Origin of the sequence: Pseudomonas sp. NEEL19, assembly GCF_028751975.1 — a bacterium.
GTDB classification, from domain to species: Bacteria; Pseudomonadota; Gammaproteobacteria; order Pseudomonadales; family Pseudomonadaceae; genus Aquipseudomonas; species Aquipseudomonas juntendi.
The window spans coordinates 1,310,778-1,322,652 of the sequence record NZ_CP081491.1 but is presented as its reverse complement, the minus strand read 5'-3'; the positions used below and the strand labels follow the sequence as shown (position 1 = coordinate 1,322,652).

The 11,875-nt window shown below is 62.1% G+C and carries 13 protein-coding genes and 2 pseudogenes; 5 read left to right on the top strand and 10 right to left on the bottom strand.

Annotation, left to right across the window (positions count from 1 at the left end):
- Positions 1-112 precede the first annotated feature (112 nt).
- From K4A76_RS06000 to K4A76_RS05985, 4 genes and pseudogenes are all read left to right on the top strand, one after another.
- Complete coding sequence (locus K4A76_RS06000; protein WP_009686213.1) at positions 113-337, top strand: hypothetical protein; 225 nt, start codon at positions 113-115, stop codon at positions 335-337.
- A 250-nt stretch (positions 338-587) separates the two neighbouring features.
- Positions 588-1,070: a hypothetical protein gene (locus tag K4A76_RS05995; RefSeq protein WP_029886692.1), complete on the top strand. Its 483-nt coding sequence runs from the start codon at positions 588-590 to the stop codon at positions 1,068-1,070.
- A gap of 147 nt (positions 1,071-1,217) precedes the next feature.
- Positions 1,218-2,482 (top strand): annotated as a pseudogene (locus K4A76_RS05990) (OmpP1/FadL family transporter).
- Between the two features lie 309 nt (positions 2,483-2,791).
- Positions 2,792-3,018 (top strand): annotated as a pseudogene (locus K4A76_RS05985) (outer membrane protein transport protein); the annotation flags it as partial.
- Positions 3,019-3,237: 219 nt separating this feature from the next.
- Here K4A76_RS05985 and K4A76_RS05980 read toward each other — a convergent pair.
- Positions 3,238-4,167, bottom strand: a complete 930-nt coding sequence (locus tag K4A76_RS05980; protein WP_274411728.1) for a LysR family transcriptional regulator — start codon at positions 4,165-4,167, stop codon at positions 3,238-3,240.
- Between the two features lie 114 nt (positions 4,168-4,281).
- On the opposite strand from K4A76_RS05980, the gene K4A76_RS05975 reads away from it, so the two are divergent.
- Positions 4,282-4,542, top strand: coding sequence for a DUF2798 domain-containing protein (locus tag K4A76_RS05975; RefSeq protein ID WP_144187735.1), 261 nt, complete (start codon positions 4,282-4,284; stop codon positions 4,540-4,542).
- 6 nt (positions 4,543-4,548) lie between these two features.
- Here the strand turns inward: K4A76_RS05975 and K4A76_RS05970 are convergent, their stop codons facing one another.
- The 9 genes from K4A76_RS05970 to cobU form a co-directional block, all read right to left on the bottom strand.
- Positions 4,549-4,737: a hypothetical protein gene (locus K4A76_RS05970; RefSeq protein WP_274411727.1), complete on the bottom strand. Its 189-nt coding sequence runs from the start codon at positions 4,735-4,737 to the stop codon at positions 4,549-4,551.
- Positions 4,738-6,477: 1,740 nt separating this feature from the next.
- The gene (locus tag K4A76_RS05965) at positions 6,478-7,026 is read right to left on the bottom strand and encodes a glutathione peroxidase (protein ID WP_054914256.1); all 549 of its coding nucleotides are present in this window, start codon (positions 7,024-7,026) and stop codon (positions 6,478-6,480) included.
- Between the two features lie 45 nt (positions 7,027-7,071).
- Entirely contained in the window at positions 7,072-7,194 is a 123-nt protein-coding gene (locus K4A76_RS05960; RefSeq protein ID WP_256222161.1) for a hypothetical protein, read from the bottom strand.
- Entirely contained in the window at positions 7,191-8,393 is a 1,203-nt protein-coding gene (locus K4A76_RS05955) for an MFS transporter (protein ID WP_144187729.1), read from the bottom strand. Before K4A76_RS05955 ends, K4A76_RS05960 begins: the two co-directional genes overlap by 4 nt.
- A 62-nt stretch (positions 8,394-8,455) precedes the next feature.
- The gene (locus K4A76_RS05950) at positions 8,456-8,860 is read right to left on the bottom strand and encodes a MarR family winged helix-turn-helix transcriptional regulator (protein ID WP_274411726.1); all 405 of its coding nucleotides are present in this window, start codon (positions 8,858-8,860) and stop codon (positions 8,456-8,458) included.
- Between the two features lie 82 nt (positions 8,861-8,942).
- Entirely contained in the window at positions 8,943-9,671 is a 729-nt protein-coding gene (locus tag K4A76_RS05945) for an adenosylcobinamide-GDP ribazoletransferase (RefSeq protein ID WP_182388750.1), read from the bottom strand.
- A 1-nt stretch (position 9,672) separates the two neighbouring features.
- Positions 9,673-10,239 carry a histidine phosphatase family protein gene (locus K4A76_RS05940; RefSeq protein WP_274411725.1) on the bottom strand — a complete coding sequence of 189 codons (567 nt, stop codon included), beginning with the start codon at positions 10,237-10,239 and terminating at the stop codon, positions 9,673-9,675.
- Positions 10,236-11,291 carry a nicotinate-nucleotide--dimethylbenzimidazole phosphoribosyltransferase gene (gene cobT / locus K4A76_RS05935; RefSeq protein WP_274411724.1) on the bottom strand — a complete coding sequence of 352 codons (1,056 nt, stop codon included), beginning with the start codon at positions 11,289-11,291 and terminating at the stop codon, positions 10,236-10,238. Before cobT ends, K4A76_RS05940 begins: the two co-directional genes overlap by 4 nt.
- 61 nt (positions 11,292-11,352) lie before the next feature.
- Positions 11,353-11,874: a bifunctional adenosylcobinamide kinase/adenosylcobinamide-phosphate guanylyltransferase gene (gene cobU, locus K4A76_RS05930; protein ID WP_009686200.1), complete on the bottom strand. Its 522-nt coding sequence runs from the start codon at positions 11,872-11,874 to the stop codon at positions 11,353-11,355.
- Position 11,875 lies beyond the last annotated feature (1 nt).

The following is an 11,875-nucleotide window of genomic DNA, read 5'->3' as shown; positions in this document are numbered from 1 at the left end:
TGGCTGCCCTGTTCCAGTCAGGTTCGCTCGTCCCTTAATAATGGCGTCACTGGAACGTTTCTATCATGCACGGATCATACTCCCCGTGTTTAAAGCAGGAACATCCAACAATATGCAAACCCATCATCAGATTCAGGCTGCCATTGGCACCCTTTCCCAGGCCTTCTCGCCGTTGAAGTGCCTTATCGTTGCCCCACGCAAAGGCAGCTTCAGCTTTACCCTGGTAGACGAACACGGCGTCGCCTGCCACACCGAGCGCCTGTACCCTGAACAGTACAGCCGCAATGAACCCTTGCAGGCAGTCATTGCAAGGACTCGCCAGTCGCTCACCGCGTGAGCGGGGAATACTGCAGTATTCATGCGCTGAATCATGCCATCGTCTACCTGCCTGAACGTTCACGGCGTAATTGCCTTAGGGCATATACCCCGCAACGTCAGGCAGCAATCGATTTAAAAACAGCTCTTTACACTACGATTATCACACTACACTTCAACTCGAGCGGTACTTGCCGCTTCCGGCGGGCCTGACTCCTTCACCAGCTGCCAAGCTCCAGCGCCCGTCCGGCCCTTTACTGTTCGAGGGCATCATGGGTATTGCGGCGAATGAATTGTGTCAGTATGTGATACGGCCCACCCTGGTTTACCTGAACCGTCACTGCGCCAGCGCTGAAGCCTTGTTACTGGGCATTGCCGCCAGCCAGTCGGCACTCGGGGCTGCCTTGCACGACCGACGCGGGCACGGCCTCTACCGCATTGGCGAACACCGCCACCAAGCGCTGTGGGATAACTACCTGGCCCGTGATCCCGACCTGGCCAGCCTCGTCCGGGGCCTGGCGAGCCAGCATGCCTTCCTGGGCGGCCCGCACCTCGAGCTTACGGTCAACCTGCGATACTCCACGGCCATTGCCTGGATGCTCGTCGAAGAACACGCCATGCCCTTGCCCGCCGCTGACGATTTACTGGCACTGGCGCGCATATGGCGTCAGATTTTCTACCCCCAAGGCCGCTTGCGCGACTTCACTCATGCTTGGCACACCTGCGTGGATCAAAGATTGCCCCAGGCATCTTGAGAAGCGTCCTACATCAAAGCCGGAAAAAAGGGAATTTTGGTCGGATTGTCCTACAAAACCGCTCTAACTCCTGCGATTCAGGCTATAGCGCGGCGCGTCATTTGTTGGTAGCTTTTCGCCCCGGAGATCCCAAGGAGTTTTCTAATAATGAAAAAAGTAATGCTCAAAACCTCCCTCGGCGTAGCCGTTGCTCTTGCATCCAGCCAACTGCTCGCCAGCGGCTTTGCATTGAACGAACAGAGCATCAGCAGCATGGGGACAGGTTTCGCGGGACGTTCTTCTTCTGCCGAAGATGCCAGCACCGTGTTTGGCAACCCGGCCGGCATGTCCCGCCTCAAACGTGAACAGTTCACCGTGGGCGGCGCAGCCGTCATCGCCAAAACCGACATTTCCGGGCCAGGCAGCAACCTCGGGGGGAAACCGATGGTGACATGGTGCCGGTCGTTGGCGTGCCCATGGGCTACTACGTCAAACCTATCGACGACCACTGGAGCGTCGGCTTCGGTGTCTATGTGCCGTTCGGCCTGGTAACCGACTACGGCAGCGATGATGCTGCGCGCTACTGGGGCAAAAAGAGCCACGTCGAGGTCGTCACCTTCCAGCCTACCGTCAGCTACGCCTTCAACGACAAGGTCTCGATCGGTTTTGGTCCAACCATCAACCGCATCAAGGGTGAATTGGGCTCCAGCCTGATCAACCCATTCACCCCGGGCCGCAACGATGGTGAAGTGAAAATCAAGGGTGACGATACTGCCGTTGGTTACAACATCGGCCTTATGGTGCAGGCCACCGACCGCACCCGCGTCGGCCTGACCTACCACTCGATGGTCGACTACAAGCTGGAAGGCAAGACCCGCGTCAGCACCCCGCTGATCGGGCCGTTCAACGGCAACAAGTTCGATGCCAGCCTGAAGATCAAGACGCCGGAATCGGTCGACCTTTCGGTTACTCACGAACTCGATGACCAGTGGACCCTCTACGCGGGCAGCACTTGGACCCGCTGGAGCCGCCTGGAAAACATCACCGTGCAGAACGATGTGCCTGCGCCACTGGCAGGTTCGGCATTCCAGACCATCACCGAAGAGCAGAACTGGCACGACACCTGGGCACACGCCATTGGTGCATCGTACAAGGTCAACAAGGAGTGGGTACTGCGTACCGGCTTTACCGTTGACCAGTCGCCAACCAACAACCACGACCGTTCGCCGCGCATCCCGACAGGTGATCGCAAGGTGTTCAGCCTGGGCGCAGGCTGGAGCCCGAATGATGACATGACCATTGACGTGGCGTATTCCTACCTTTGGGAAGAAGACACCAAGGTCAACCAGGTCAGCGCAACCAAGGGCAGCTACCAGGCCAAGTACGAGAACAGCGCGCACGGTGTCGGTGCGTCGCTTACCTATCGTTTCTGACGGTACGCGCTGCCTGAAAAAACCGCCCTCGCGGTTAATGCCTGTCAGTTAAGCGTTACTGGGGCTGCTTTGCAGCCCTTCGCGGGCACGCCCGCTCCCACACGTTTGGCGCTGAACTCCAGAAAGCGCGATTACTTGTGGGAGCGGGCGTGCCCGCGAAGGGTCGCAAAGCGGCCCCAGTAACACTTAACTGACTGGCATTACCCTCGTGGCGGTTTTTTCACGTCTGGACCTGCCAGGTGTCAGCCAGGTGTTCACGCAGGTACGCCATGAACACGCGCACCGCAGGCGTCATGGCAAAGCGGTCTGCCAACCAACAACCACGACCGTTCGCCGCGCATCCAGGTGATCGCAAGGTGTTCAGCCTGGGCGCAGGCTGGAGCCCGAATGATGACATGACCATTGACGTGGCGTATTCCTACCTTTGGGAAGAAGACACCAAGGTCAATCAGGTCAGCGCAACCAAGGGCAGCTACCAGGCCAAGTACGAGAACAGCGCGCACGGTGTCGGTGCGTCGCTTACCTATCGTTTCTGACGGTACGCGCTGCCTGAAAAAAACCGCCCTCGCGGTTGATGCCTGTCAGTTAAGCGTTACTGGGGCTGCTTTGCAGCCCTTCGCGGGCACGCCCGCTCCCACACGTTTGGCGCTGAACTCAAGAAAGCGCGATCCCCGTGGGAGCGGGCGTTCCCGCGAAGGGTCGCAAAGCGGCCCCAAATTACTTAACTGACTGGCATTACCCTCGTGGCGGTTTTCTCACGTCTGGACCTGCCAGGTGTCAGCCAGGTGTTCACGCAGGTACGCCATGAACACGCGCACCGCAGGCGTCATGGCAAAGCGGTCTGCCAGGCACAGGTAGATGTCCATCGGCTCGGTCTGGGCGTATGCCTGGCCGTTGTCGCTGTATTCGAACAACGGCACCAGCGCACCTGAAGCCAGATGTGGCCGCACGATGAATTCGGCCAGGCGGGTAATACCACCATCATGCACGGCCATGTGGGTCAGCGCATCGATGTCGTCACTGATGAGCACGTTGCCGAACACCGGCTCGAAGCGCAGCCCGTCGCGCATGAACCCCCAACGTAGCAGGCGGCCGTCCACCGGGTAGCGGAACACCAGGCACCGGTGATCGCGCAGGGCCTCAGGCGTGCTCGGTAGGCCGGCGCTTCGCAAGTAGCCGGGTGAGGCGCAGCAAATGAACGGGATACGGGCGATGTGCCGGGCCAGCAGCTGCTCTTCCAGCTGCGGGGTGATGCGCAGGCTCACATCGACATCTTCACGGGCATGGTTGACGCGGCGATCGGTCGTTACCAATTCTATCGAAAGCATTGGGTAGCGGGCGCTGAAGGCGGGTATCAGGGGAGCCACTACATGGCGACCGAACGCCGAGGTCGAAGCAATGCACAGTCGGCCTTGGGGTTCACTGTCTGGGGTGGTGATGGCCTGCTCGGCTTCGGCAAGATCACGTTCGATATGACTGACACGTTGGTAGTACTGGTTGCCTGCGGGTGTCAGGGACATGCTACGGGTTGTGCGGGTAAGCAGGCGCACCTGCAGGTGGCTTTCCAGGCGGGCGAGGTTCTGGCTGACCGCTGCCGGGGTGAGGCCGAGGTTACGGGCGCCAGCGGCAATGCTGCCGGCTTCGACGACCTTGATGAAGCAACGGATGGCGTTGAGCAGGTCCATGTAGTGGCCCTTGATTCGTAAGCATCTCTTTATAAAGAACTCAGTATTGCTGGTCTACTGCTGCCATTGCGAGGGTTGCTAGCCTGCGGCTTCACTTAACTTCAAGGAGTACGCATGAACGATCTGTCCCCCACACGCAGCCGCCGCAAATTGCACCCCGCCGCCACGCCCTATGTTTTCGCGTTCTACATGTCTTCGATCATGGCGTTATTGATGAGCTTTGTTATTACAGCAGCGAACGCTGGCGTTACCCCGGACTACCTGAGCAATGTATTGAAGGCCTATCAGTTGGCGATGCCGGTGGCGTTTGTCTGTGTATTGATGGTGAGGCCGGTGGTTGTACGGCTGGTGGCGATCACGGTGCATGCCAAGTGAGGTCGCCTACCGCTGGCACAGGTGGCGCTGGCCCACCTCTTCAAACCCCGCACAGCTGTTGATCTGGCTGTTGATCTTGATCTTGATCTTGATCTTGATCTTGATCTTGATCTTGATCTTGATCTTGATCTTGATCTTGATCTTCGCGACTTCAGGAGGCCGAGCGAAGGGCATGCGGAGGGAGGTGACGGGCATGGATGCCCGTCAAGCGCTGAGGCCCCAGGGATGGGGCCTGCAGCGCGTACTCCCGGGAGCATGCCCGTAGCGAGGGAACCCCGGAGCGCAGCGCAGGGGCCGGATGACGGGAGCGCAGCGTTTTTTGGTTACTTTTTGTCGCGTTTGACAAAAAGTGACTCGCCGTAAGGGCGAAAAGGTGACTATGCGTCGCTATCGCAGCTGGAGTTTTCGCGCTATCAAAACCAGCGCCCAGGATTTCAAGCTCTGCAACAACGTGGGCGTTTACACCGCATAGGTATTCGTTCGCGTAGGCGGCGCCGAGTCACCTTTCCGCCCTTACGGCGGGTTACTTTGGTCTTGGCCAAAGTAACCAAAGCCGCCCGCTCCCGTCATCCGGCCCCTACGCTTCGCTCCGGGGTCCCCTCGCTACGGGCATGCTCCCGGGAGTACGCGCTGCAGGCCCCATCCCTGGGGCCTCAGCGCTTGACGGGCATCCATGCCCGTCACCTCCCTCCGCATGCCCTTCGCTCAGCCTCCTGAAGTCGCAATCTGCAGCGCCTGAACAACCGCGCGCTTAGAAGCAAAAGCAAAAAGCAGAAGCAACAGCAGCGCTTGCGTGGATTTCGCACCACGCAACCAAACCCCGCACAGCTTTTGATCTGGCTGTTGATCTTGATCTTGATCTTGATCTTGATCTTGATCTTGATCTTGATCTTCGCGACTTCAGGAGGCCGAGCGAAGGGCATGCGGAGGGAGGTGACGGGCATGGATGCCCGTCAAGCGCTGAGGCCCCAGGGATGGGGCCTGCAGCGCGTACTCCCGGGAGCATGCCCGTAGCGAGGGAACCCCGGAGCGCAGCGCAGGGGCCGGATGACGGGAGCGCAGCGTTTTTTGGTTACTTTTTGTCGCGTCTGACAAAAAGTGACTCGCCGTAAGGGCGAAAAGGTGACTATGCGTCTCTACCGCAGCTGGAGTTATCGCGCTATCAAAACAGGCGCTCAAGATTTCAAGCCCTGCAACAATGTGGGCGTTGAAACCGCATAGGTATTCGTTCGCGTAGGCGGCGCCGAGTCACCTTTCCGCCCTTACGGCGGGTTACTTTGGTCTTGGCCAAAGTAACCAAAGCCGCCCGCTCCCGTCATCCGGCCCCTCCGCTTCGCTCCGGGGTCCCCTCGCTACGGGCATGCTCCCGGGAGTACGCGCTGCAGGCCCCGTCCCTGGGGCCTCAGCGCTTGACGGGCATCCATGCCCGTCACCTCCCTCCGCATGCCCTTCGCTCAGCCTCCTGAAGTCGCAATCTGCAGCGCCTGAACAACCGCGCGCTTAGAAGCAAAAGCAAAAAGCAGAAACAACAGCAGCGCTTGCGTGGATTTCGCACCACGCAACCAAACCCCGCACAGCTTTTGATCTGGCTGTTGATCTTGATCTTGATCTTCGCGACTTCAGGAGGCCGAGCGGAGGGCATGTGGAGGGAGGTGACGGGCATGGATGCCCGTCAAGCGCTGAGGCCCCAGGGACGGGGCCTGCAGCGCGTACTCCCGGGAGCATGCCCGTAGCGAGGGAACCCCGGAGCGCAGCGCAGGGGCCGGATGACGGGAGCGCAGCGTTTTTTGGTTACTTTTTGTCGCGTCTGACAAAAAGTGACTCGCCGTAAGGGCGAAAAGGTGACTATGCGTCGCTATCGCAGCTGAAGTTTTCGCGCCACCAAAACCAGCGCCAAAAAGCTTTCAAGCTTTCAAGCTACGCAATACCCCCCCATCACTGCGACGCAATAGCCTTCTCGATAGCCGCCCGGAACGCCGGATCATCCGGCTTGGTCAGGCTGGAAAAATTACCAACCACCTTGCCCTTGCGATCAACCACATATTTGTAGAAATTCCACTTCGGCGCACTGCTCTGGTTGGCCAATTCAACGAACAACGGAATCGCATCCTTGCCCCGAACCGGCTGAGCCTTGGTCATGGTGAACGTCACACCGTAATTGGCATAGCACACCTTGGCCGTCTTCTCGCTATCGGCGTCTTCCTGCTTGAAGTCATTGGACGGCACACCCAACATCTCCAGGCCTTGTTCGTGATACGCCTTGTACGTTGCTTCAAGCCCCTCGAACTGCGGCGCAAAACCACAGTAACTGGCGGTGTTGACCACCACCAGAGGCTTACCGGCAAACCGCTCGCACAGCTCGATCTGCCCCTTGCCCCGCAATTCCGGCAAGCTGCCCTGCAACAACGCAGGGCAATCGGCCGCCCAGCTCGACGCACTGGCCAGCAAGCCCAGCACCGTCACCGTCAACCCCTGTATACGCATGTCTGTTGCTCCCGCAATCCAAGCCTTGAGCTTGCAGGGTAGCGCCTAACAGACGCTCATGCCCAACTGCATCAACGCCAAGCCCCCGCGGTGCCACCCCCACCACACCAGCGCCAGCAGCAATAACCCGGCAACAGCCAGCAGCCCGCGAACCCAATGGCGGCTCATGCTGCCTGCGCCTGCAAGCGGGCGACCGGGCGTTCGCGCACCGGCCAGTTCAGGGCGGCAGCCAACACGCTGAGCAGGATGGAAATCTGCCACACCAGGTCATAGCTGCCCGTGCGGTCGTACACCACCCCACCCAGCCAGCCCCCCAGGAACGCACCCAGCTGGTGGAACAGGAACACGATACCGCCCAGCATGGAAAGGTTGCGCACCCCGAACACCGTCGCCACGGTGCCATTGGTCAGCGGCACGGTAGACAACCACAGCAGCCCCATGGCGATACCGAACAGGTAGGCACTGAACTGAGTCACCGGCGCCCACAGGAACAGCACGATCACCACCGCCCGCAGCAGGTAAAGCCCGGTCAGCAAGCGCGGTTTGGACATGCGCCCACCCAGCCAGCCAGCCGTGAAGGTGCCGACAATGTTGAACAGCCCAACCAGCGCCAGCACCGTGGTACCGGTACTCGCGGGCAGATGCTGGTCAACCAGGTAGGCCGGCAGGTGCACGCCGATGAACACCACCTGGAAACCGCAGACGAAGAAGCCCAATGCCAGGAGCCAGAACCCAGGGTGCGAACACGCCTCACGCAACGCCTGGCCCAGCGTCTGCTCGGCACCATGGCTGGGCAATGGGCGGTCGCGCAGCAGGCCCACAAAAGGCACGATGAATGCCACCAGCAGCCCCAATACCAACAGGGCCGCCGACCAACCCAGCCACTGGATGAGGCCCAGGGTGCCCGGCAACATGGCGAACTGGCCGAACGAGCCTGCGGCGCTGGCGATGCCCATGGCCATGCTGCGTTTTTCGGCCGGCACAGCCCGCCCGACCACACCGAGGATCACCGAAAACGAAGTGCCGGAGAGGCCGATACCAATCAGCAAGCCCGCACTCAGCGACAACGACCAGGCCGAGTCGGCCGTACCCATCAGGATCAACCCCACGGCATAAAGAATACCGCCGATGATCACCACCCGGGCCGCGCCCAGGCGGTCGGCCAAGGCGCCGGCAAAGGGTTGCGCCAGCCCCCAGATCAGGTTCTGCAAGGCAATGGCGAAGGCAAACACCTCACGGCCCCAGCCAAAATCGGCGCTCATGGGCGCCAGGAACAGGCCGAAACCGTGCCGTACACCCAATGACAACGCCAGAATCAACGCTGCCCCCACCAATACCCACCCGCTGGTTCGCCACACCGAAGTCATTATCGTTATCTCCAGCACATCGCAAGGTTTACGGGTATATACCCGCTTATGGTCGTATCATTTCAGGCCAGCTGGTTCAGCAGGCGCACCAGTTGATCACGCTGCCCGCCCCCCAGGCGTTCCACCAAATCGGCTTGCGCCCGCTCCCAGGCAGGGTGGGCAGCTTGCAGCAACTGCTTGCCGGCTGCAGTCAGCAACACCTCACGGTTACGCTGGTCATCGCCCTCGGCCAGGGCTACCAAGCCCTCTGCCTGCAGCACACGCAGGTTGCGGCCCAACGTACTGCGCTCCAGCCCCATGGCCTCGGCCAGGGCCGTGATGCTAGGACGCTCAAGGCGCTGCAGGTGCCGTAATAGCGAAAACTGGGCGACATTCACCCCGAAGCCGGCAAGGGCTTCGTCGTAATGCCGGGTCACCCCACGGGCAGCACGGCGCAAATGGATACAAAGGCATTCACTGGTCAGCATGGATACGTGTATATACCCGCGTGTTGCCTGTTGCAAGAAGTTTCATGGCGCCGGGCGAGGCAACGCTTGAGTGACACGATGCTCAGAGCCCCAGCGCCATGCCAAGCACCACCGCCAGCTCAAGCAGTTCCAGCAGCGCCCCGGCCGTATCGCCCGTTGTGCCACCCAGGCGTCGGCACATGAGCTGCCGCAGCCAGGCAAATACCGCCAGCGCCAGCACCACGCTCCACCCGCCCAGCCACAGGCAAAACAGCGCACAACCCAGCAGTACCCAGCCCGCGGCGCGCCGTGGCAGATGCTCCGCCAATGCCTGCCCCAGGCCACCTGGGCGCACGTATGGGGTGCACAGAAACAAACCCAGCATCGCCGCCCGCCCCAGCAGCGGCGCCAGCAGCAGGTGGGCAGTGACGCCCTGCTCGACCAGCACCCAAAGGGCACAGAACTTCAGCAACAGCACCAGTACCAGGGTTACCACGGCCATTGGCCCGCTGCGTGGGTCTTTCATGATCCGCAGCGTGCGCTCGCGGTCGCCAAAGCCGCCCAGCCAGGCGTCCGCACTGTCGGCCAGCCCGTCCAGGTGCAAGGCCCCGCTGAGCAGTACCCACAGTGCCAACAGCAACGCCGCGTGCAGCGGCGCCGGCGTGCCCTGCAGCAGGTGGCTTGCCAGCCACAACAGCAACCCGAACAGCAGCCCGACCAGCGGGTAATAGAGCAGCGAACGGCCCACCTCACGGGCGGCGGGCATGCCCGGCAGGCTCACCGGCAAGCTGCTGAGAAACTGCAAGGCGATCCAGAACGGCAACGGCAGCATCTCAACCTTCCTCGACCAACTGCCCGCCCTCACTCACCAACAAGCGGACCAAGGCACCATGCCCGACCTCGACCTGCAACAGTTGGTGCCTGGGCAAGCCGCGAGCACGCGCCAGCAGCAGGCGCATCACCCCACCATGGGTGACCAGCAGCACACGCTTGCCGGCGTGCTGCTGGTACAACCCCTCGACCGCCGCCAGCACCCGTGCCGCAAAGGCGTGCACCGGCTCGCCGTTAGGCGGCGTGAAGGCGTAGGGGTCTGCCCAGAACTGCCCCAGCGCATCGGCCTGGTCTTGCATGATCTGTGCGGCGCTGCGGCCTTCCCAGTCACCAAAGTGCAGTTCTTGCAGGGCTGGCACCCGGCACACCGGCAAATTCAGTTGCGCCCCCAGCTCATCGGCAAACCGCGCACAGCGCTGCAGCGGCGAGCTGACCAACACCTGCCACGGGCCGGCACCGGCCACGGCACTGCGCATCTGGGCCCAGCCTTGGTCGGTCAGCGCGTCATCCAGGCTGCCACGCAGCCCGCCCTGCTCGGTTTCGCCGTGGCGCAGCAGGTCGAGGATCATGCCGGGCGGTCCGCCACAGCGGCTTCGGCAAAGGTCGCCATTTGCCCATGCAGCGCACACGCCAGGCGTAACAGCGGTACCGCCAATGCGGCGCCACTGCCCTCGCCCAGGCGCAGGCCCAGGGCCAGCAACGGCTCGGCCTGCAGCGCCGCGAGCAGGGCCTTGTGCCCAGGCTCGGCACCTTCGTGAGCGAACAGCAGCCAGGCCCGGCACTGCGGGTTCAGGCGCACCGCCACCAGCGCAGCAACGCTGCAGATGAAGCCATCGACCAGTACTGCGATACCCGACTGCGCACAGCCGATATAGGCGCCGACCAGGGCTGCGATCTCGAACCCGCCAACGCACCCCAATGCCTGCAACGGCGCGTCAGCCCGCAGGCCATGCAGGCGCAACGCCTGTTCGATGACCTGCGCCTTGTGCCGCACACCCGCGTTGTCCAGGCCGGTGCCAGGCCCGCTCAGCTGTGCCGCCGGGCAGCCCAGCAAGGCGCTGGCCACGGCAGCCGCGGCAGTCGTGTTGCCGATGCCCATCTCACCACCGATGAACAACTGCGCACGCTGTTCGGCCGCTCGCAAGGCGCTGTCGCGGCCCGCCAGCAGGGCTGCCAGCAGCTGGTCTTCGGTCATCGCCGGCTGCCGGGCAAAGTTCGCGGTACCGGCCCCCAGGCGCATATGGCGCACGCCGGGCAGCTCCAGCTGTAGGTCGATGGTGCCGAGATCGACCACCTCCAGACTGGCGTGCAGTTGCCGCGCCAGCACACTGATTGCCGCGCCACCGCCGACGAAATTGCACAGCATCTGCCCGGTTACCGCCTGCGGGTAGGCCGAGATGCCTTCCTCGACCACACCGTGGTCACCAGCAAAAATGGTGATGGCCAGCTGGTCCAGCACGGGGCGTTCCTGCCCCTGCAAACCGGCCAGCTGAATGGCCAGGCCTTCCAGCTGGCCAAGCGAGCCGGCAGGTTTGGTCAGTTGCTGCTGACGCGCGCGGGCCTGGTCCATGGCGGCGTTGTCGAGGGGTTGGCAGGGGGTTTGCCACCAGGGTTGGGTCATCGGGGGAAGCCTGTTCAGGGTTGGACAATGGGTAGTGAGGGTTGCACGGTGCATGGCTGGGTCATGGCGCGGCGCCCTTGAGCACCAATGGCAACCCGGCAACCGTCAACACCACGCGTTGACAGCGCTCGGCCACCGCCTGATGCATCCAGCCGGCCAGGTCGACATAACGCCGGGTCAGCTCGCCCATGGGCACCACCCCCAGGCCGGTTTCGTTACTGACCAGGATAACCGTGCCAGGCAGTTGCTCCAGGCAATCGAGCAGCGCATCACGCTCCTGGGCCAGGCGTTGGTCATCCTCCAGCATCAGCAGGTTGGTCAGCCACAGGGTCAGGCAATCCACCAGCAGGCAACGCCCCTCGGCGGCTTCTGCGCGCAATACCGCCGCCAATGCCAGGGGCTCTTCGATCAAACCCCAGGCGGCAGGGCGTCGTTGCCGGTGCAGCGCTACCCGCTCGTTCATTTCACCGTCCAGCGGCTGGCTGGTGGCAATGTAGGTCACGGGCAGGCCGCTGGCAGTGGCCCATTGCTCGGCCAGGCGGCTTTTGCCCGAACGGGCACCGCCGAGGATCAGGCTGCGCATG